General features: G+C 66.5%; 22 protein-coding genes. 16 read left to right on the top strand and 6 right to left on the bottom strand.

Annotated features, from left to right (window positions below; all coding sequences use genetic code 11):
- Positions 1–47: 47 nt before the first annotated feature.
- Both GGQ89_RS01970 and GGQ89_RS01965 read right to left on the bottom strand, forming a co-directional pair.
- Positions 48–848 carry an acid phosphatase gene (locus GGQ89_RS01970; protein WP_184103652.1) on the bottom strand — a complete coding sequence of 267 codons (801 nt, stop codon included), beginning with the start codon at positions 846–848 and terminating at the stop codon, positions 48–50.
- Positions 849–864: 16 nt separating this feature from the next.
- Positions 865–1,278 (bottom strand): MerC domain-containing protein, encoded by a 414-nt coding sequence (locus GGQ89_RS01965; protein ID WP_244955746.1) that lies wholly within the window; start codon positions 1,276–1,278, stop codon positions 865–867.
- Between the two features lie 145 nt (positions 1,279–1,423).
- Here GGQ89_RS01965 and GGQ89_RS01960 point away from each other — a divergent pair, with 145 nt between their 5' ends.
- Both GGQ89_RS01960 and GGQ89_RS01955 read left to right on the top strand, forming a co-directional pair.
- Positions 1,424–4,531 carry a glycoside hydrolase family 2 TIM barrel-domain containing protein gene (locus tag GGQ89_RS01960; RefSeq protein ID WP_244955745.1) on the top strand — a complete coding sequence of 1,036 codons (3,108 nt, stop codon included), beginning with the start codon at positions 1,424–1,426 and terminating at the stop codon, positions 4,529–4,531.
- Positions 4,528–6,792 carry a S9 family peptidase gene (locus tag GGQ89_RS01955; RefSeq protein ID WP_184103649.1) on the top strand — a complete coding sequence of 755 codons (2,265 nt, stop codon included), beginning with the start codon at positions 4,528–4,530 and terminating at the stop codon, positions 6,790–6,792. The genes GGQ89_RS01960 and GGQ89_RS01955 overlap by 4 nt, the downstream gene beginning before the upstream one ends.
- Positions 6,793–6,936: 144 nt before the next feature.
- Here GGQ89_RS01955 and GGQ89_RS01950 read toward each other — a convergent pair whose 3' ends face one another.
- The gene (locus GGQ89_RS01950) at positions 6,937–7,422 is read right to left on the bottom strand and encodes an SspB family protein (protein ID WP_042486441.1); all 486 of its coding nucleotides are present in this window, start codon (positions 7,420–7,422) and stop codon (positions 6,937–6,939) included.
- A 72-nt stretch (positions 7,423–7,494) separates the two neighbouring features.
- Between GGQ89_RS01950 and hisB the strand changes: the two genes are divergently transcribed.
- From hisB to GGQ89_RS01910, 8 genes are all read left to right on the top strand, one after another.
- On the top strand, positions 7,495–8,082 hold the full coding sequence (gene hisB, locus GGQ89_RS01945; RefSeq protein WP_058752125.1) for an imidazoleglycerol-phosphate dehydratase HisB: 588 nt from the start codon (positions 7,495–7,497) through the stop codon (positions 8,080–8,082).
- The gene (hisH, locus tag GGQ89_RS01940) at positions 8,079–8,684 is read left to right on the top strand and encodes an imidazole glycerol phosphate synthase subunit HisH (protein WP_184103646.1); all 606 of its coding nucleotides are present in this window, start codon (positions 8,079–8,081) and stop codon (positions 8,682–8,684) included. The genes hisB and hisH overlap by 4 nt, the downstream gene beginning before the upstream one ends.
- Complete coding sequence (hisA, locus tag GGQ89_RS01935) at positions 8,681–9,415, top strand: 1-(5-phosphoribosyl)-5-[(5-phosphoribosylamino)methylideneamino]imidazole-4-carboxamide isomerase (RefSeq protein WP_076714949.1); 735 nt, start codon at positions 8,681–8,683, stop codon at positions 9,413–9,415. Before hisH ends, hisA begins: the two co-directional genes overlap by 4 nt.
- The gene (gene hisF, locus GGQ89_RS01930) at positions 9,412–10,173 is read left to right on the top strand and encodes an imidazole glycerol phosphate synthase subunit HisF (protein ID WP_056430683.1); all 762 of its coding nucleotides are present in this window, start codon (positions 9,412–9,414) and stop codon (positions 10,171–10,173) included. Before hisA ends, hisF begins: the two co-directional genes overlap by 4 nt.
- Before the next feature lie 387 nt (positions 10,174–10,560).
- Entirely contained in the window at positions 10,561–10,716 is a 156-nt protein-coding gene (locus GGQ89_RS01925; RefSeq protein ID WP_168371492.1) for a hypothetical protein, read from the top strand.
- 32 nt (positions 10,717–10,748) lie between these two features.
- Positions 10,749–11,063 (top strand): phosphoribosyl-ATP diphosphatase, encoded by a 315-nt coding sequence (locus GGQ89_RS01920; RefSeq protein WP_076714945.1) that lies wholly within the window; start codon positions 10,749–10,751, stop codon positions 11,061–11,063.
- 17 nt (positions 11,064–11,080) lie between these two features.
- Entirely contained in the window at positions 11,081–11,458 is a 378-nt protein-coding gene (locus GGQ89_RS01915; RefSeq protein WP_184103644.1) for a histidine triad nucleotide-binding protein, read from the top strand.
- A gap of 316 nt (positions 11,459–11,774) precedes the next feature.
- Positions 11,775–13,313 (top strand): amino acid permease, encoded by a 1,539-nt coding sequence (locus GGQ89_RS01910; RefSeq protein ID WP_056430689.1) that lies wholly within the window; start codon positions 11,775–11,777, stop codon positions 13,311–13,313.
- A 128-nt stretch (positions 13,314–13,441) separates the two neighbouring features.
- On the opposite strand, the gene GGQ89_RS01905 is transcribed toward GGQ89_RS01910, so the two are convergent.
- Positions 13,442–14,434: an adenosine kinase gene (locus GGQ89_RS01905; RefSeq protein ID WP_076714942.1), complete on the bottom strand. Its 993-nt coding sequence runs from the start codon at positions 14,432–14,434 to the stop codon at positions 13,442–13,444.
- A 128-nt stretch (positions 14,435–14,562) separates the two neighbouring features.
- Here GGQ89_RS01905 and GGQ89_RS01900 point away from each other — a divergent pair, with 128 nt between their 5' ends.
- From GGQ89_RS01900 to GGQ89_RS01885, 4 genes are all read left to right on the top strand, one after another.
- Positions 14,563–15,237, top strand: a complete 675-nt coding sequence (locus GGQ89_RS01900) for an EI24 domain-containing protein (protein WP_184103640.1) — start codon at positions 14,563–14,565, stop codon at positions 15,235–15,237.
- Complete coding sequence (locus GGQ89_RS01895) at positions 15,234–15,614, top strand: hypothetical protein (RefSeq protein ID WP_184103637.1); 381 nt, start codon at positions 15,234–15,236, stop codon at positions 15,612–15,614. Before GGQ89_RS01900 ends, GGQ89_RS01895 begins: the two co-directional genes overlap by 4 nt.
- A complete protein-coding gene (locus GGQ89_RS01890; RefSeq protein ID WP_184103634.1) occupies positions 15,614–16,234 on the top strand; it encodes a LysE family translocator in 621 nt (206 codons plus the stop codon). The genes GGQ89_RS01895 and GGQ89_RS01890 overlap by 1 nt, the downstream gene beginning before the upstream one ends.
- Before the next feature lie 178 nt (positions 16,235–16,412).
- The gene (locus tag GGQ89_RS01885; protein WP_056430701.1) at positions 16,413–16,649 is read left to right on the top strand and encodes a hypothetical protein; all 237 of its coding nucleotides are present in this window, start codon (positions 16,413–16,415) and stop codon (positions 16,647–16,649) included.
- Positions 16,650–16,740: 91 nt separating this feature from the next.
- Here the strand turns inward: GGQ89_RS01885 and GGQ89_RS01880 are convergent, their stop codons facing one another.
- Positions 16,741–17,142 carry an HIRAN domain-containing protein gene (locus GGQ89_RS01880; protein ID WP_184103631.1) on the bottom strand — a complete coding sequence of 134 codons (402 nt, stop codon included), beginning with the start codon at positions 17,140–17,142 and terminating at the stop codon, positions 16,741–16,743.
- Positions 17,143–17,240: 98 nt separating this feature from the next.
- Here GGQ89_RS01880 and GGQ89_RS01875 point away from each other — a divergent pair, with 98 nt between their 5' ends.
- Positions 17,241–19,097, top strand: a complete 1,857-nt coding sequence (locus tag GGQ89_RS01875; RefSeq protein ID WP_184103628.1) for a M1 family metallopeptidase — start codon at positions 17,241–17,243, stop codon at positions 19,095–19,097.
- Positions 19,098–19,321: 224 nt separating this feature from the next.
- Positions 19,322–19,816: a CHAP domain-containing protein gene (locus tag GGQ89_RS01870; protein WP_240456566.1), complete on the top strand. Its 495-nt coding sequence runs from the start codon at positions 19,322–19,324 to the stop codon at positions 19,814–19,816.
- Positions 19,817–19,948: 132 nt separating this feature from the next.
- Here GGQ89_RS01870 and msrB read toward each other — a convergent pair whose 3' ends face one another.
- Positions 19,949–20,443, bottom strand: a complete 495-nt coding sequence (gene msrB / locus GGQ89_RS01865) for a peptide-methionine (R)-S-oxide reductase MsrB (protein WP_056430710.1) — start codon at positions 20,441–20,443, stop codon at positions 19,949–19,951.
- Positions 20,444–20,476: the final 33 nt, after the last annotated feature.

Genomic DNA, 20,476 nt, shown 5'->3' with positions numbered 1-20,476 from the left:
CGCTGCGCGCCTGCGCGAAACCGCGCCGGGTGGTCAAGGGGCGGGGATCAGAAAATCGGTTGGGCTACCAAGGCCGCCTCGCGCTGGCAGGCGGCGGCGTCGGGGCGGGGGGTGGCGGGGTCGCGGCGCAGCGCGTCGACTTCGGCGCGCGCGGCGGCCAGGTCGCGCTGGAAGGCCGGGCTCTGCGACAGCGCGGTCAGCGTCACGGTGGCCGACAGACGCCCCGCCTCGACCGCGCTGGCATTGTGCACGCCGCAGACGATCCGGCTTTCCCCAAAGGCCCGCCCCCGCGCCAGGATCGGCGCGGCGCGGTCGGGGGCGATCTCGGCCAGCAGCATCGCCCAGGTCCACCCCGCCGTGGTGTGGCCCGAAGGATAGTCATAGCTGCCCTGCAACTCGCTCGCCGGTTGGCAGGTCGGGCCGCGATCGATCAGATAGGGGCGCTGGCGCTTGTAATAGCGCTTGGCGATGCCCGATCCGCGCGCGGTGTCGGAGCCTGCGCCGCCGATCAGCCGTATCGTCGCGGGCGCGTTCTGCGGCGTCAGTGCGATCCCCAGCGCGCAGGAGAAATCACGCGCCATATCGGTCTCGCCCAGCTTCACGTCGTTGGTCGCCATCGCCCAGCGGGGCGAGCCGACGAACCGGCGGGTTTGACGAAAGATCGCCCGGTCGGCCTGTCCCCGCGCATCGTCCGGCTTGGGTGCGGGCGGCAATATGGTCAGCAGGTCGAAGCCGGTGGCGGGCAGATAGCGGGACGGCTCGTCGCCTTCCCGCGGCTGGGCCATGACGGCGGTACAGGCTACCGCGATCAGCGCGGCGGCGATGGCGCGGGCGACGGCTTTCGACATGGGCACCACGTCCTTGTTACAGGGTCATCAGTCGGTAAAGATTGGTGGCGCGCAGATTGGCGACATGCGCGACGGCCAGCACCAGCCCGCCCGCCACGGTCAGCGCGGTTCCCATCCCCTGCCCCTCGAACGCCAGCCCGAGCATCAGCAGGATCAGGCCGAACATGCCCACAATCATCGGAAAAACGACCCGATGCCGCCGCCATCCGCCAAACAGCGTCAGGCCACTGAGCGGTACGGCCAGCGCCAGCATGACGATATGGAACACCTCGCCCAGATCGGCCCATTCGGCGATGGCGGGCAGAAAGGCGATCAGCACCGGCAGAACCAGACAATGGATCAGGCACAAGGTCGAGGCCGAGATAGCCAAGGCATCCATATGCCGGAACCGGCCATGATGGCTGCGAGACAGGGGTGCATCATCGACCATAAGCGCCTATTGATACATTGTATCATTATTGGCAAGGCATCATTGCAGGGCTTTGCATTCGTATTCCGTATAATATAGCGTTGCCCGTGATACGGGACAGGAGGACAGGATGAAGACAGGCACCAGGCTTTGGCTGAGCACGAGCATGTCCGTCCTGATGGCAGGAGCTTCGGCCGCCCAGGCCGCCCCCGACCAAACCGCCCCCGCCCGGCCCGATTGGGAGAACCCCGCCGTCAACCATATCGGCGCGGAGCCGATGCACACCAGCTTTGCCGGATTCGAGTCGCGTGCCGCCGCGCTGGCCGGTAATGTGGCCAAGTCACGCTATCACCTCTCGCTCGATGGCCGGTGGCGGGTGCATATGTCCCCCAATCCCGAGGCGCGGCCGCTCGGCTTCGAAGACCCGGCCCGCGACGTGTCGAGTTGGCGCGAAGTGGCGGTGCCCGGAATCCTCCAGGCACAGGGCTTGAGCCGCCCGGTCTTCGTCGGCAGCGGCTATCCCTTTCCCCGCAACGAACCGTTGATCGAGCACCGGCTGAACGAGGTCGCCTCCTATCGCCGCGACTTCACGGTGCCCGCGCATTTTGCCGGACGCCGGTTGCTGCTGAACATCGGTGCGGCGGGCGCGGCCTATTATCTCTGGGTCAACGGCCAGAAGATCGGCTATTCCGAGGACTCCAAGCTCCCCACCGAATTCGACATCAGCCGTGCCGCCAAGCCGGGCAAGAATGTCATCGCGATCGAACTCTATCGCCATGCGGACGGCAGCTATCTGGAGGATCAGGATTTCTGGCGCGTCAACGGGATCGAGCGGTCGATCACCCTCTATGCCGCGCCGCAGACGCATATCCGCGACTTCGGCATAGACGCCGGGCTGACCCATGACTATCGCGACGGCACGCTGTCGGCCCAGGTCGATCTGGCGGGTGCGGCGCAGGCTGTCGCCGTGCGCGCGACGCTGCTCGACGGCAAGCGGACGGTCCTGACCCGGACCGCGACGCCGACCGGCACCAGCGCGACGATCACCGCCGAGGTGCCAGGCGTGAAGCCCTGGAGCGCCGAGGACCCCAATCTCTACACGCTGCTCGTCGAACTGCTCGACGCCAAGGGCAAGCTGATCGAGGCGACCAGCCGCCGCATCGGCTTCCGCACCGTCGAGGTGGCGGGCGGCGAAGTCCGGGTGAACGGCAAGCGAATCATGATCCGCGGCGTCAATCGCCACGAGCATGATCCCCGTACCTTCCGGATCGTGTCCGAGGAAACGATGCGCAAGGACATCGAGTTGATGAAGGCGGCCAATATCAACGCGGTCCGCACCTCGCACTATCCCAACGACCCGCGCTGGTATGATCTGGCCGACGAATATGGCCTGTACGTGATGGACGAGGCCAATATCGAGAGCCACGGCTATCTGAGCCTCACCCAGGAAAAGGGCGGTCCGACCCTGAACCTGGGCCACAAGCCCGAATGGGCCGCCGCGCATCTTGACCGGGTGCAGCGCATGGTCGAACGGGACCGCAATCACCCCTCGGTCATCTTCTGGTCGCTGGGCAATGAGAGCGGCGTCGGACCGAATTTCGAGGCGGCGGCGAAGTGGGTCCGCGAGCATGACAAGACGCGGCTGATCAACTTCCTCGGCTACAGCATGAGTGGCTGGCGGCACCCGACCAACGCCTATGTCGACATCTTCGCCCCTATGTATGACGATGTCGAAAAGCTGGCCGACTATGCCACCCGCCCCGAATTCACCCAACCGCTGATCCTGTGCGAATATGCCCATGCGATGGGCAACAGCCTGGGCGACTTCCAAGGCTATTGGGATACCTTCCGCAAATATCCCAAACTGCAAGGCGGCTTCGTCTGGGACTGGGTCGATCAGACGATGATCCTGAAGGACAAGGATGGCCGCCCCTATTGGGGGCAGGGCCTGGACTATGATCCCGATCCCAAGGATGCGGGGCTGCACGGCGACGACAGCCCCGTGGGCGACGGCGTGATCCAGTCCGACCGGACGCCCGACCCCGAATATTATGAGATGGCGCATGTCCAGTCGCCGATCCACTTCACTCATGAGGGCGGCGGCTGGCAGGTGGTCAACCGCCACGACCATATTGATCTGTCGCGCTTCACGCTGGACTGGACGGTGCTGGAGAATGGCGTCGAGACGGCGCGCGGCAGCATCGCGACGCCTTCGGTCGCCGCCGGCCAGACCGCGCCGCTGTCCTTCACCCTGCCGCCTGCAAAGGACGCCGCCGCCGAACGCTCGCTGATCCTGCGCGCACGGACCAAAGCGGGTGCGATCCCGCCGCTGCCCGCAGGCCAGGTCATCGGCTGGGAACAGTTCGCGCTCTCCGCCCCCGCCTTCGCCCCCGTCTCCACCGCAGCCCCCGCCGGGTCTGTCGTCCCCGAAGAAAGCGCCGATGCGATGACGCTGAAGGCCGGCAATGCCGTGCTGGAGATCGACCGGACGACCGGCCTCGTCCGCCGTTACGCCCGTGACGGCAAGACGCTGCTGACCGGCGGCACGCCCAATTTCTATCGTTCGCCGACCGACAATGACGTGGGCGCGGGCGTGCCCAAGAGCCATGCGATGTGGCAATATTTCTCCGACCATCGTCGCCTCGACGCCATCCGGCAGGAGGGCAATGCCATTATCGTCGATCACGACATGGGCGTCGGATCGGTCAAGATGCAGACCCGCTGGACCATGGCACCCGACGGCGCGGCGACCGCGACGGTTCGCTTCGTGCCGCTGCGCATGACGCTGCCCGATCCGTTGCGCATCGGCCTCGCCTTCGCGACGCCGGGGCAGCAATTCACGCAGGTCAGCTGGTTCGGGCGCGGTCCGTGGGAAAGCTATGCCGACCGCAAGACCGGCGCGATGATCGCGCGCTGGGACGGCAAGCTGGCGGACCAATTCCATGACTATGCCCGGCCGCAGGAGAGCGGCAACAAGACCGATGTACGCTGGATTCAGCTGACCGGCACCGGCACGGGTCTTCGCGTCACGGGCGCGCAGCCCTTGTCGGTCAACGCCCTGCCCTTCCCTTATGCCGATCTTGCCATGAAGCCGCCCGCACAGGCGCATAGCTCGGACATCCGCCCGCATGGCGACGGTACGCTGCTGATCGACGCCGCCCAGGTCGGGGTCGGCGGCGATACCGGCTGGAACCTCGATGGCCGCGCGCACATGCCTTACCGTATCGCGCTCCAGCCGCTGACCTACAGCTTCACCATCGGAGCCGCCCGTTGAAGCGTCTTTTCACCCTTGCCCTGTTACTGACCACGACGCCGGTCGCCGCGCAGACCGTACCCGACCGGATCGCCACGTCGCTGGCGCTTCGCGACCAATGGCAATGGCTGACCCGCGACATCGCCTCGCCCGCCGAGTGGGACGCGGATGGGCGGCATTTCCATTATCGCAAGACCGTGGCGGGGGGTTTCGCATTCGTCGATATGGACGCCGCCACCCGCGCAAAAGCCCCCGCCTTCGACGCCGCTGCCTTGGCGCCCGCGCTCGCCAGGGTCATGGGCGAGTCCGTGGCCCCCTTGCGCCTGCCCTTCGAGCATTTCAGCTACACGCCCGACCATTCGGCGATCCGCTTCTCGATCGGCTATGACGACACCGTCTATCGCTGCACCCTCGTCCAGCCGGTCTGCGCAGTCATCCCGCCCGAAAACGCCAGCCGTCCGCGCGGCTTCGGCGTGGTGCGTGACCTGCGCGTAGCCGCCGACAACCACCCCCGCCTGTCACCAGACGGTAGGCTGGAGGCGCTGGTCCTCGACGACAATCTGGTCGTGCGGGCAGCGAATGGCGGCAAGGAGGTCTGGCGGTCCCAGGACGGCAGCCCCGGCAATTTCTACGACCCCGAAACCATCGCCTGGAGCCCCGACGGCCAGCACATCGCGCTTCAGCGCGTCCGCCCCGGCTATGCCCGCATGGTCACGCGTGTCCTCGCCGCGCCGCCGGGCAAGGTCCAGCCGCAAGTCGTCCAGCAACTCTATCCCAAGCCCGGTGATGCGGTGGACCAGGAAGCACCCGTGCTGTTCCGCGTTTCGGATGGGACGCGCACCGACATCGACCCGAGCCTGTTCGCGGGCGCCTATACCCTCTCCGCCCCCGAATGGCGGGCCGACAGCCAGAGCTTCGCGTTCAACGACCTGAAGCGCGGTTTCGGCGAGACGAAGATCATCGCAGTCGATGCCGATACCGGCCGGGCGCACGCCGCCGTGACCGAGACCGCCAAGACCTTCGTTTTCCGCGACCGCATCTGGTCGCATGACGTGAAGGGGCTGGGCCGTGAAATCCTCTGGGCCTCGGAGCGCGACGGCTGGCGGCATCTCTATCTGGTCGACGGCGCGACCGGTCGGGTGGTGCGCCAGATCACCAAGGGCAACTGGCTGGTCCGCGACATCGTGCACGTCGATGACGAGAAGCGCCAAATCTGGTTCTCGGCCAGCGGCTTCGTGCCCGGCGAGGACCCCTATTACAAACACTGGTTCCGGGTCGATTTCGACGGCCGCAACCTGACGCGCCTGACAACCGAGAATGCGACCCACGAGGTCCGCTTTGCCCCCGACATGGCGACCTATGTCGACGTCTATTCGCGCACCGACCTGCCTGAAACGATGGAACTACACGACGCGCGCGACGGTCGCCTGATCCAGACTTTGGAAAAGGGCGACATCACCGCACTGACCGCCGCCGGATTCCGCCCGCCCGAACGCTTCACCGCCAAGGGGCGTGACGGCAAGACCGATATTTACGGCCTGGTCGTCCGCCCGCGCAATTTCGATCCCGCCAAGCGCTATCCGGTGATCGAGAACATCTATGCGGGCCCGCACGACAGTTTCGTGCCCAAGGCGTTCTGGCCGTTCGGCGGCTTCTCCGGTGGCGACAAGGTCATGGGGATGCAGCAGCTCGCCGACCTCGGTTTCGTCGTCGTGATGATCGACGGCATGGGCACCGCCAATCGGTCCAAGGCCTTCCACGATGTCGCCTGGAAGAATCTGGCCGATAGCGGCTTTCCCGACCGAATCGCCTGGATGAAGGCGCTGGCGGCCAAGGACCCCGGCGTCGATATTTCCCGTGTCGGCATCTATGGCGGCTCGGCGGGCGGGCAGAGCACGCTCAATGCGCTGCTCTTCCACCCCGAATTCTACAAGGCCGGGGTCGCCTATGCCGGGTGTTTCGACAACCGGATGGACAAGATCGACTGGAACGAACAGTGGCTCGGCTATCCGGTCGACCAGAGCTATCTGGACGCCTCGGGCGTGGTCCACGCCAAGCAGCTACAGGGCAAGCTGATGCTGGTCGTCGGCGAACAGGATTCCAACGTCGACCCTGCCAGCACGACCCAGGTGGTCGATGCACTCATCAAGGCGGACAAGGATTTCGACCTGCTGGTCATTCCCGGCGGGGAGCATACGGCGGGGCGCAGCACAGGGCCGGTGGCTTATGCCATGCGGCGCCAATATGCCTTTTTCCTGAAGGCTCTGCGCGGGGAGGAGTGATCCTCTCCCATTCCTCCCCTGTAAGGGGAGGTGGCAGGGCGAAGCCCTGACGGAGGGGTGTCCCGCTATCGAGAGGGGTGACGCCCCTCCACCATCCTGCGGATGGCCCCCCTCCCCTTACAGGGGAGGAATTATGGGAACCTCTTACTTCTTCCGCTTGAAATCCACCGCGACGACGTTGCTGCCGTCTTCGACCGGCTTGGCGACCGGCTCGTCATTCTCGGCCGAGCCGTGCGGATCGGGATCGCTCTGCGGATCGTCGGCGACGTGGAAGCCAAGCTCGAACTGCACCTCGGGGTCCTGGAAACGGGTGATCGCCGAATAGGGAATCACCAGCTTCGACGGCACCTGGTTGAAGCTGAGGCCGACCGAGAAGCGATTCTCGTCCACCGTCAGGTCCCAGAAGCGATTCTGCAGGACGATGGTCATCTCGTCCGGGAATCGCTCGACCAGCCGCTGCGGGATGTCGACACCCGGCGCCTGCGTCTTGAAGGTGATATAGAAATGGTGCGTGCCGGGCAGGTGCCCCGTCTCCGCCACCGGGCCGAGCACACGCCCCACCACGGCGCGCAGGGCCTCCTGCACGATGTCGTCATAGGGGATGAGGCTGTCGGGCAATCCTTCGGTCATATCCCTTGGACTAGCGGCCTTTGATCGCGGGTCAAGATTGCATGGGACGGATAGGTGTTTAAGGGAGGGGCCATGCGCACCGCCACCGTCCACCGCGCCACCGCGGAAACCGTCATCGACGTCACCGTCAATCTCGACGGCACCGGCGTCTATCAGAACGCCACCGGCATCGGGTTTCTCGACCATATGCTCGACCAGCTGTCGCGGCATTCGCTGATCGACCTGTCGGTCAAGGTTCAGGGGGACCTGCATATCGACGGGCACCACACGACCGAGGACAGCGCGCTGGCGATCGGACAGGCCTTCGCCAAGGCGCTGGGCGACAAGCGTGGCATCTACCGCTATGGCGAGGCGCTGTCGCCGATGGACGAAGTGCTGACCCGCACCGCGCTCGACATTTCGGGGCGGCCCTGGCTGGTGTGGAAGGTGCCGTTCACCAATCCGATGCTGGGCACGCTTCAGACCGAGATGATCGAGCACTGGTTCCACAGCTTCGCGCAGGAGGCGGGCATCACGCTCCATGTCGAGCTGCTGCACGGCCACAACAACCATCACATCGCCGAAAGCATCTTCAAGGGCCTGGCCCGCGCGCTGCGGATGGCGGTGGAGATCGACCCGCGCAAGGCCGATGCCATCCCCTCGACCAAGGGCATGCTGTGACGCTGGCGCTGATCGACATCGAGTCGGGCAATCTCCACTCGGTCGACAATGCCCTGCGCGCGGCGGGGGCGAGCGATGTGGTCATCACCGCCGACCCGGACGTGATCGCCAAAGCCGACCGGATCGTGCTGCCCGGCGTCGGGGCGTTCGGCGCCTGCGCGGCGAACCTGCGCGCCGTCGACGGACTGGAGGAGGCGCTCTGCGACGCCGCCCTCACCCGCGCGCGGCCTTTCCTGGGCATTTGCGTCGGTATGCAGTTGCTCGCCGACGCCGGCGACGAGATGGGCGAGCATCGGGGCTTGGGCTGGATTCCCGGCCGGGTGACGCGACTCGCCCCCGCCGACCCGTCGGCCAAGGTGCCGCATATGGGCTGGAACGATGTCCAGCCTGTGAGCGAGCATCCGCTGATCGTGCCCGGCGAGGCCTATTTCCTCCACAGCTATGCCTTTACCGGCGAGCATGTGCTGGCGACCACCGATCATGCCGGCCCCGTCACCGCCGCGATCGGCCGCGACACGGTGGTCGGCGCGCAATTCCACCCTGAGAAGAGCCAGCGTTATGGCCTCTCCTTCCTCACCCGTTTCCTGGAGTGGCATCCGTGAGCCTGATCGTCTTCCCCGCCATCGACCTGAAGGGCGGCCAGGTCGTCCGTCTGGCCGAGGGCGATATGGACCGCGCCACCGTCTATGGTGACGATCCTACCCATCAGGCGATGCTGTTCGCCGAAGCGGGCGCGCAGCATCTGCACGTCGTCGATCTGGACGGCGCCTTTGCGGGCGAGTCGGTCAATGGCGAGGCGGTGCAGGCGATCGTCAAAGCCTTTCCCGGCCATGTCCAGCTGGGCGGCGGCATCCGCAAGCCGGAGAATGTCGAGCGCTGGTTCGACCTGGGCGTCTCGCGCGTCGTGATCGGCACGGCGGCGCTGGAGAATCCGGATTTTGTGCGCGACATGGCCAAGGCCTATCCCGGCGGCATCGTCGTCGCGGTGGACGCCAAGGACGGCATGGTCGCGACGCGCGGCTGGGCCGATGTGTCCGACGTGTCGGTCGAGGACCTCGCCCGCCGGTTTGAGGATGCGGGGGTCGCCTCGCTGCTCTTTACGGACGTGGGCCGCGACGGGATGCTCAAGGGCTGCAACGTGCCCGCCACCGTCGATCTGGCACGCGCGGTGCGTATCCCGGTCATCGCCAGCGGCGGCGTGGCGGGTATCGGCGACATCCATATGCTGGCGCTTCATCATCAGGACGGCGTGGAAGGCGTCATCACCGGCCGCGCACTGTATGACGGGCGGCTCGATCTGGCGGCGGCGTTGTCGGTGGCGGCGGCCGCATGACCGTCCGCGCGCGCGTCATCCCCTGCCTCGACGTCGCCAATGGCCGGGTGGTCAAGGGCGTCAACTTCGTCGACCTGATCGACGCGGGCGATCCGGTCGAACAGGCCCGCGCCTATGACGCGGCAGGCGCGGACGAGCTGTGCTTCCTCGACATCACCGCCAGCCATGAGGCGCGGGGCACCATCCTGGACGTGGTGCGGCGGACGGCGGCGGTGTGCTTCATGCCGCTGACCGTCGGCGGCGGCGTGCGCACGGCGGAGGATGCGCGCGCACTGCTGCTGGCGGGGGCGGACAAGGTGGCGGTCAATTCCGCCGCCGTCAGCCGCCCGGAGGTCGTTTCCGACATCGCCGAGCGATTCGGCAGCCAATGCTGCGTCGCCAGCGTCGACGCGCGGCGCACGGCGGACGGCTGGGAGGTGTTCACCCATGGCGGGCGGCGCGCGACCGGGATCGATGCGGTCGAACACGCGCTGCGCCTGGCCGAACTGGGTGCGGGAGAGTTGCTGGTCACATCGATGGATCGCGACGGGACGCGGGGCGGATACGACCTGGAACTCATCCGCACCATCGCCGACCGGACCAGCGTGCCGGTCGTGGCGTCGGGCGGCGTCGGCGGGCTGGACGACCTGGTCGCGGGCGTGCGCGACGGGCATGCTTCGGCGGTGCTGGCGGCGTCGATCTTCCACTTCGGCGATGCGTCGATCGCCGATGCGCATCGGGCGCTGGCGGCAGCGGGGGTACCGGTTCGGGCGCATTGATTTTCGCGCGGAGGCGCGGAGACGCGGAGGCTTTGGTAGCCGGGTGGACGGTGGCCTGCGTATCTGACCGGGAGAACGTCTCCCGATCGATAGGGCAAGCGCCCCAATCCCCGTTCAGCCTGAGCGAAGTCGAAGGCCAAGGGATAACCGCGCCACTGGGCAGAGCGCCGGACGTGCGCTTCGACTTCGCTCAGCGTTAACGGAGGGGGGGAGGTTGCGAGCGGAAGACTTGAACCGGCTGTGTGGCGGCCAATTGCCAACCCCACAACCGTACTCTCCGCGTCTCCGCGTCTCCGCGTGAACCAAAAAATCTTCGCGGCCTCGCGTCTTCGCGTGAATCAAAAACCCCCGAATGACCCAAGCCCGACACGCTGCTAAACTACCCCCATGCCGCTCGCCATCCTGACCGCCGCCACCGCCCATACCGGAGCGCCGCAGCCGCGCCGTCATCCCGAATGGTCCGACATCGGCCTGTTCGTCTTCGCGATCGGTGCGGTCTGGCTGCTCCGCCACCTGATGCGCCGCCGCAACCGCAAGGATTGACGTCAGCGCTTCCCCGCGCCACCCACGCCGTCATGGACATGTTCGACCGCCTCGAAACCACGATCCGCGCGCGCCGGGATGCGGGCGATGCCGCCACCTCCTATGCCGCCAGCCTGTTCGCCAAGGGGCGGCCGAAGATCGCGCAGAAGCTGGGCGAGGAAGCGGTAGAGACGGTCATCGCCGCCATGGCCCAGCCCGACAAGATCGTGTCCGAGGCCGCCGACCTGATGTTCCACCTGATCGTCCTGCTCGCCGATACTGGCCACACGCTCGACGACGTTCGCGCCGAACTGGCGCGGCGCGAGGGCGTGTCGGGCCATGACGAAAAGGCCGCCCGGCCCCGCTGATCCCCTGGAGAGTTTCGATGCCGATCGACGCCACCCTGCCCTATGACGACCAGAATATCTTTGCGAAGATCCTGCGCGACGAAATCCCGTCCAGGCGGGTCTATGAGGATGAGTGGGCGGTCGCCTTCCACGACATCGCGCCGCACGCCCCGACCCATATTCTGGTGATCCCGCGCGGCCCCTATGTGTCGTGGGACGATTTCGCAGCCCGCGCGAGCGAGGCGGAGATCGCCGGTTTCGTCAGGGCCGTCGGTCATGTCGCGCGTGAGGCAGGCGCGGTCGAGCCGGGATACCGGCTGCTGGCCAATATCGGGCCGGACGCCGGGCAGGAAGTGCCGCACCTCCACGTCCATATCCTGGCAGGCAAGCCGCTCGGCCCGATGCTGGCGCGCTGAACGAGCCACCTGGCACGCCCCTCCCGTAAACGGGAGGGGATGGGGGAGGGAAACGCCACGGGCGACAGGCTCGGTGAGACACCCCGCCCTCCCCAAACCCCTCCCGCCTGCGGGAGGGGCTTACCGCGCGATACCAAACGGCGGCCCTATACTTCGGAGCAGGCGGAAGAAGGGCTTTAATCTCCTCCCCCGACCGCATCCCACGCACCTTAGGGATTGCGCGTAATAAAATTGCAGCTAACTTCCCGGATCATTCACCAAACGCCGGGCGTGTCCCAAGTCGGGGCCGCCCTTCCCTCGGGGGGATTGGACATTCATGATTTTCGGGCGCGTTAAGCCTCTGGACGCCATTTTGGCGACCGCCGAGAAGAAGGGGCTGCAACGATCGCTAGGCGCGTTCCAGCTTACCATGCTGGGTATCGGCGCCGTCATCGGTACGGGCATCTTCGTTCTCACCTCCGAAGCCGCGCAGAAGGCGGGGCCGGGGATGATGTTGTCCTTCGTGCTGGCGGGCTTCGTCTGCGCGGTGGCGGCTTTGTGCTATTCCGAGCTGGCGTCGATGGTGCCGGTCGCGGGCTCGGCCTATACCTATACCTATGCGGTCATGGGCGAGCTGCTGGCCTGGATGGTCGGCTGGGCGCTGATCCTGGAATATGCGGTCGGCGCATCGGCCGTCGCCGTCGGCTGGTCGGGCTATGTGGTGGGGCAGCTCCGCAACCTGCTGGGCATCGACATACCGATGGAATGGGTCAACGGCCCGTCGTCGGGCGGTTACATCAACCTGCCCGCCGTGATCATCTCGCTGCTCGTCACCTGGCTGCTGGTCATCGGCACCACCGAGAGCGCACGGTTCAATGCGATCCTGGTCGCGATCAAGGTCGCCGCGCTGACCCTGTTCATCGCGCTGTCGGTGCCGGTCATCAACGGCGCGCATTTCGAGCCGTTCATGCCGACCGGCCTGACCGGCGTGGCGGGGGCCGCAGCATCGATCTTCTTCGCCTATGTCGGCTTCGACGCGGTGTCGACCGCTGCCGAGGAGACCAAGAACCCGCAGCGCAACGTGCCGATCGGCCTGATCGCCTCGCTGTTGTTCTGCACGGTCTTCTACCTGCTGGTATCGGCGGGCGCGATCGGCTCGCCGCTGGGCGCGCAGCCGGTGCGCGACGCCGCCGGTGTCGTGCTGTCGCCGGGCACGTCGGAACTGGCCGCGCAGTGCAAGGCGATCGTCGCCAGCGGCGCGACCGAGCCGCTGTCCTGCTCGCGTGAGGCGCTGGCGCATGTCCTGCGCACCATCGGCTGGGAAAAGATCGGCAACCTGATCGGCCTGGCCGCCACGCTGGCGCTGCCGTCGGTCGTGCTCATGATGATGTTCGGCCAGACCCGCGTGTTCTTCACCATGGCGCGCGACGGCCTGCTGCCCGAAAAGCTGGCCTCGGTGCATCCGCGCTATCGCACGCCGCACGTGGTGACGATCGTGACCGGCATCGCCGCGACCTTGGCCTCGGCCTTCCTGCCGGTCGGCAAGCTGGCGGACTATTCCAACTCGGGCACGCTGTTCGCCTTCTTCATGGTGGCGCTGTCGGTGATGGTGCTGCGCAAGACCGATCCGACCCGCAAGCGTCCGTTCCGCACGCCCGCCGTGTTCATCGTCGCGCCCGCCGCGATGATCGGCTGCGCGTATCTGTATTTCTCGCTGCCGCTGGTCGCGATCCTGGTCCTGCCGGGTTGGGGCGCAGTGGGTCTCGCGATCTACTTCCTCTACAGCCGCAAGCGCAGCCATGTCGGGCGTGGCATCGTCGATGTGGTGGACGATCCCGCGATGCAACCAGAGGTTGCCAAGCCGCTCGATCGCTGATCGACTTTCGCGGAGATACGAAAAAGGCCCGGAGGAGCGATCCTCTGGGCCTTTTGCTTTGGGGCCTGGCCCCTCCACCATCCTTCGGATGGTCCCCCTCCCCAAGCACGGCTTGGGGAGGATCGGGATTAGAGGCTGGCGGCCAGGGCCTTCAGGTCGACCTGGGGCCGGGCGCCGAAATGGCTGATGATCTCGGCCGCGCAGGCCGCGCCCAGCGTCAGCGAGGCCTTCAGGTCATGGCCATGCGTCTGGCCATAGAGGAAGCCCGCCGCGAACAGGTCGCCCGCGCCCGTGGTGTCGACCACCTTGTCGACCGGATGGGCGGGCACGGTCACGCGCTCGTCCCCGCGCTGCGCCAGCGCACCCTTTTCGGCGAGCGTGACGACCAGCGTCTCGACCTTGTCCTTCAGCGAGGCAATGGCGGCCTCGACATCCGCCGTCTCGGTCAGCGCGACGATCTCGGTCTCGTTGGCGAAGATCACGTCGATCATGCCACCATCGATCAGCGCGTGGAAATCGGCGCGGTGGCGGTCGATCACGAACTCGGCCGAGGCGGTGAAGGCGATCTTGCGGCCCGCCGCGCGGGCGACCTCGATCGCGGCGCGCATCGCGGCGCGCGGCTCTTCTGGATCCCAGAGATAGCCCTCGATATACAGATAGGCCGCATCGGCGATCAGCGCCTTGTCGAGCGCTTCGGCGGGCAGATAGTGCGAGGCGCCGAGAAAGGTGTTCATCGTCCGCTGGCCATCGGGGCTTACGAAGATCATGCAGCGTGCGGTGGTCGGCTGGCCGGGACGCACCGGCGTGTCGAACTTGACGCCCGCCGCACGGATGTCGTGGCTGAACACCTCGCCCAGCTGATCGTCGGCGACCTGGCCGATGAACGCGGTCTTGCCGCCCAGCGCGGCCATGCCCGCCAGCGTGTTGGCGGCCGACCCGCCCGAAATCTCGCGACCGGGCCCCATCTTGGCATAGAGCGCGTCGGCTTCTTCCGGCGAAAAGACGAGCTGCATCGCGCCCTTGGTCATGCCGTTCTCGGCGATGAAATCGTCCTCGGCCGGGCTGAGAATGTCGACGATGGCATTGCCGATCGCCACCACGTCGTAAGTGGGGTTGGTCAAGGTACGGACTCCGGGAAACAAGCTGTGATGTCGCCGCCCTAGTCAGCACGCTACCCCCGCGCAAGGGAGCCGCCATACGGCCCCGTACCGCATTGACTTGCCCATGCCGCCCGCGCCATCGAAGGGCCATGATCCGCGCCTTTTTCCTGTCGCTCGCCCAGTTGGGCGATCCGGCGATCCGCCGGGTCCTGATCCGTTCGCTGGGCGTGACGCTGGGCGTCTTCGCGCTGGCGGGCGTCGCCTTGTGGTACGGCATGCGCGCGGCGCTGACCGGATGGCTGGGCGCACAGGCGGACGGATGGTCGGCCGCCTTCACCTTTGTCGTCGAGCTGCTGGCGCTGTGGCTGGCCTTTCGCGCGGTCGCGGTGGCGGTGGTGGGCGTGTTCGCCGACGATATCGTCGCGGCGGTCGAGGCGCGGCATTACCCGCATGCGCTGGCGAGCGGCAGGCCGGTTTCCTTCGCACGCGGCACGGCCATGGGTCTGGGCTCGGCCGCGCGGGTCATCGCGGTCAATCTGATCCTGCTGCCCCTGTACATCGTGCTGCTCGTGACCGGCGTGGGCACGGCGGCGGCGTTCCTGCTGGTCAATGCCTGGCTGTTGTCGCGCGACCTGGGTGACATGGTGGCGGCGCGGCACATGGACCGCGCCGCCATGCGTCGCTGGCGCAAGGCGACCGGGCCTGCGCGCTTCCTGCTGGGGCTTGCCGTCGCCGCCCTGTTCGTGGTTCCGGGACTCAATCTGCTCGCACCCGTCCTGGGGGCGAGCATGGCGACCCATTTCTTTCACAGGAGACAGGCGTGACCCGCCTCATCGCGCTGCCGCTGCTGGCCCTGACATTGCTGGCGGGCTGTACCGTGCCGCAGACCGCCGCGCCGGTGCGCAGTGGCGGCATGGCCCCGGTGCCCGTCCCCTATACCAGTGTCGGGCTGGAGCGGGTGATCGGACAGGACGCCGCCGGGCTGACCAAGTTGTTCGGCACGCCCGATGCCGATGTCCGTGAAGGCACGGCACGCAAGCTGCAGTTCCAAGGCAGCTTCTGCGTCCTCGACGCCTATCTCTATCCCAAGGACGGGGTCGAGCCGCGCGTCACCTATCTGGACGCGCGCGAACCCGATGGCAGTTCGATCGACCGGGCGAGCTGCGTCGCGGCGCTGACCCGGCGCGACGGCGGACGCTGATGCGCCCCGACCTGTGGTTCGCCTTTGTCGCGGCGACCCTGGTCATCGGGCTAATCCCCGGTCCCGGCGTCGCGGCGATCCTGGGCTATGCGATCGGATCGGGACGGCGGACCGCCTTTGCCTCGGTCGGCGGGCTGATGCTCGGCAATCTGGCCGCCTCGACCGCCAGCCTGCTGGGCATGGGCGCGGTGCTGGCGGCTTCGTCCTTTCTGTTCGGGCTGTTGAAATGGGCGGGTGCGGCCTATCTGATCACGGTCGGTGCCATAGGGCTCTGGCGCGCACGCAATGCCGATGCGGTGGCGATTCGCCCGCGCCTGATTTCGCCACGCGCCGCCTTTCTGGGCAATCTGGGCGTCGGCACCTTCCATCCCAAGACCATCCTGTTCCTCGCCGCCTTCGCACCGCAGTTCATCGACCCCCATCGCCCCTATTGGTCCCAGGCGGGGATATTGGTGGTGACGTTCGTGCTGGTGCTGGCGCTGACCGACGGCTGCTATGCATGGGCGGCGTCGAGCGCGGGCGGACTGTTGCGCTCGCCACGGGCACAAGCCTGCGCACAGCGGGCAGGCGGTGGAGCATTGATTTTCGCCGGAGTGGCAACGGCCGCCATTCGTCACTGATCCCGATCATTTAGGCCTAGAAACGATCGCATCCTGATTAACGACTGCGACATTTGTTCCACGCCTTCGTCTAAAAAATGATGCAGTGCGGGAACAAATTTACGCGGCCATGCTTTTGCGCTATCGGGACGATGAACACCACCGCGTCTTGGCGGTCGTTCGCCATGGGAGATTGATTATGATGAAGTTCCTGTCTGCTGTCGCCGCTACGGCTCTGGTTGCTGCTCCGGTCGCCGCTGCGCCGACCAACCCGGCTGCCAGCCTGTCGGTTTCGAAGTCGGTTCGCGCTTCGGCTCCGACCGCCAAGGGCAACAAGCTGGCCGGCGGCGGCATCCTGGCCGCTCTGATCGCCGCTGGCGTCGTCGCGATCGGCGTCGTCGCCGTCGTCAAGGACGACAGCGCGGACAGCAACTGATTGTCGCGGGCGGGAGCAATCCTGCCCGGACCATCACCGCTCAGGCGGATGGAAAGGGAGCCGGTTTCGGCTCCCTTTTTTGTGGCCCGCTTCAGGCCCCCCATTCGGGGCCGTCGGGATCGGGGAAGAAATCATCCTCCTCTTTCTCCGGCAGAGGCTCGGCCGCACGGGGGATGGTCGGTGTACCGCCGCCGAAACGCACCCGGATATAGGCCACCGAGCCTTTCAGCCCCTGATATACCGCCTGTACGTCCTCTCCACGCCGCATCCGCGCACCGACCAGCGGCGCTCGCTCGGCGGAGAGATAACCCACCTGTACATCGCGGGCGCTGAAGACGGCGATCGCGTGGGGATCATGGCGGTTGCGCGGCTCGGGGCGCAGGCTCACCGGATCGCCGATGGCCGAGGCGAGCAGCTCGAACCGCCGATTGCTCCGCGCCTTGTCCTCATTGGGAAAGTCGATTCCGACCACGGCCAGCGTCAATTCGTCCATGCCGCCTAACTGGTTATGCGAAGCCCCTGCGTCCAGAGCCCTCCCATTCATCGGCAATCCGGCTATGGTGCAATCATCCTGTCCCATTCGGAGTGCCCATGCCCCTGGCCGCCCTGGCGATACTGCTCGCCGCCCAATCCCCCGCCCCGAACGTCGCGCCGGTCCTGACCTCCGCCGATGCGCGTGACGTTCACAGCTATGCGCAGCCCCTGGAAGCGCGGGTCACCCATGTCTCGCTGAACCTCTATGCCGATTTCGACACCCATGTGATGCGCGGGATCGCGACCCTGTCGGTCGATGCCAAACCGGATGCCAAGCGGCTGGTCGTCGACGATAACGGCCTGCGCATCGTCACCGTCACCGACGCGCAGAACCGCCCCCTGCTCTACACGGTCGGCGCGGTCGACAAGGTGCACGGCGCGCCGCTGACCATCACGCTGAACGGCAACCGCACGATCAAGATCGCCTATGCCTCGGCGCCGGGGGCCAAGGCGCTGCAATGGCTGTCGCCCGAACAGACGGCAGGTAAGACACAACCCTATCTGTTCAGCCAGGGCGAGGCGATCCTCAACCGAAGCTGGATCCCGACCCAGGATTCGCCCGGCATCCGCCAGACCTGGGACGCCACCGTCAACGCCCCCTGCGCGCTGACCGTCGTGATGAGCGGCAAGCGGACCGGCGAGACGCCGTGCAATGACGGCCGCCACACCGCCAGTTATCGCATGGACAAGCCGGTCGCCCCCTATCTGATCGCGCTGGCCATCGGCGACCTGAAATTCAAGCCGCTCAGCGCCAACACGGGCATCTGGACCGAACCCGCGATGCTCGACAAATCGGCCTGGGAGTTTGCCGGGCTCGACAAGTTCGTCACCGCCGCCGAGGGGCTGTACGGTCCCTATCGCTGGGGCCGGTACGACGTGCTGGTCCTGCCGCCCAGCTTCCCGTTCGGCGGCATGGAGAACCCCATGCTGACCTTCGCGACGCCGACCGTGCTGGCGGGGGACCGCAGCCTCGTCAGCCTGATCGCGCATGAACTGGCGCATAGCTGGTCGGGCAATCTCGTCACCAACGCGACCTGGGACGATTTCTGGCTGAACGAAGGTTTCACCAGCTATTTCGAGAACCGGATCATGGAGTCGATGTACGGCAAGCGCCGCGCCGCGATGGAGGCCGACCTGGCCTGGACCGACATGATGAATGCGGTGAAGGAGGCTGGCGGCCCGCAGTCGCCCGACACCAAGCTGCACCTCGATCTGGATGCCAAGCGCGATCCCGATGACGGCATGACCCAGATCGCCTATGACAAGGGCGCGACCTTCCTGCGCACGATCGAGTCGGTGGTCGGCCGCGCCCGCTGGGATGCCTATCTGCGTGGCTATTTCGATCGCCATGCCTTCCAGCCGCAGACCAGTGCGGGCTTCCTGGCCGATCTGCGCAAGAATTTGCTCAAGCCCGGCGAGGACGCAAAGATCGGCGTCGACCAGTGGGTCTATCAGCCGGGTATCCCGGCCAACGCCGTCCATGTCCGCTCCGACGCCTTCCCCGCGATCGATGCGGCGGCCAAGGCGTTCGCGGCTGGCGGCCCCATCTCGGCGGTGCCCGACAAGGTCACGACACAAGAATATGTCCGCTTCCTCGACCAGTTGCCCCGCCAGCTATCCGCCGAACGCCTCGCCGCGCTCGACGAGCGGTTCCACTGGAACGAGACGGGCAATAGCGAGATCCGCTTTGCCTGGCTCCGCCTCGCGCTCGCCAATCGCTATCCGCCTGCCGAGGCTTCGGCCGAGCAGTTCCTGACCTCGCAGGGCCGCCGCAAGTTCGTCGCGCCGCTGTTCCAGCAGCTTCAGGGACAGGGCGAATGGGGCCAGACGCTGGCCAAGCGAATCTATGACAAGGCGCGTCCCGGCTATCATTCGGTGACGCAGGTCACAGTGGATCGCCTGCTCGGACGATAAACCGAGCCATCGGAGCGGCGAAACGAGGAACGAAAAACTCGTTTCGCCGCCGATTTTTCAGGTCATCGCCACCGGAACACCGTTCACCGGATATGGTTCCGGCGGCGCTTTCCAATATGTTTAGCCCCGGTTAATCGACGCTCACACCGACATTCCGACCGGGGGGTCCAGTGAAGTTCAAGGCATTCGCAGTGCGATTCGCGCTGATGGCAACGTGCGGCCTGATGATGGCCACCCCCGCTGCCGCGCAGTTCTGGCAGTGCGCCCCCTATGCCCGCGAGATTTCGGGCATCGATCTTCACGGCAATGCCAACACCTGGTGGGGCCAGGCCGAGGGCCGCTATCAGCGCGGCCACACCCCGGAACAGGGCTCGGTCCTCGCCTTCGAATCCACCAGCCGGATGCGCGTCGGCCATGTCGCCATGGTCAGCAAGGTCGTCAGCGACCGCGAAGTCCTCCTGACCCATGCCAACTGGTCGCGTCGCGGCGGCATCGAGCGCAACGTCCGCGCCGTCGACGTCTCGCCGAACAACGACTGGTCGATGGTCAAGGTCTGGTACGGCCCCAATGGCGGCCTGGGTACGTCGGCCTATCCGACCAAGGGTTTCATCTATTCGGGCCACAAGAGCGGCGTCGCCGACCTGCCCGCCACCCAGATCGCTTCGCGCGATACCGGCCGCGTCAACGGCATCCTGACCTTCGCGGCGCCGATCCAGTAATTTCCTGCCGGGCGGCGCGAAGGCCCGGCCCATAGCGCGGAACGTGCGCTTCGACTTGGTTCAGCGTGAACGGCTGTGGTGGAGCGCAGTCGAAGGCCACGGGAAACCGTCACCGGAGCGACGGACCAGCCGTCACCCCGCCCGGAACGTCATCGCCACGCCGTTCATGCAGTAACGCTTGCCCGTCGGCTTGGGCCCGTCGTCGAAGACATGGCCCAGATGCCCGCCACAACGGCTGCAATGCACCTCGACCCGCTCCATCATCAGCGACCGATCCGATTCCGTCGCCACCGCCCGCGGCAAGGGTGCCCAGAAGCTCGGCCAGCCGGTGCCGCTCTCGAACTTGGTCTTTGACGAAAACAGCGGCTGCGCGCACCCCTTGCAGGAAAAGACGCCGCTGCGATGCTCGTTGTTGAGCGGGCTGCTATAGGGCCGTTCGGTCCCCTCACGCCGCAGGACGTCATAGGCCGCCGGGCCGAGCTTCTGCTTCCACGCGGCATCGCTCATCGCAACCGGAAAGCGTTCCGCCGCCTCGGCCTGACGGCCGCAGGCGGACAGCCCGACACCTAAGGTGCCAAGCCCCATCAGCGAGAGAAAATGGCGGCGATCGGAAGGGGATGCGGTCATCGAACCAAGATAGGGAGATGGCCCGCACCGGCA

It is taken from the genome of Sphingomonas yabuuchiae, assembly GCF_014199595.1.
Taxonomy (GTDB): domain Bacteria; phylum Pseudomonadota; class Alphaproteobacteria; order Sphingomonadales; family Sphingomonadaceae; genus Sphingomonas; species Sphingomonas yabuuchiae.
Note: the sequence above shows the minus strand (reverse complement) of the source record. Positions and strands in the feature narration are given on the sequence as shown.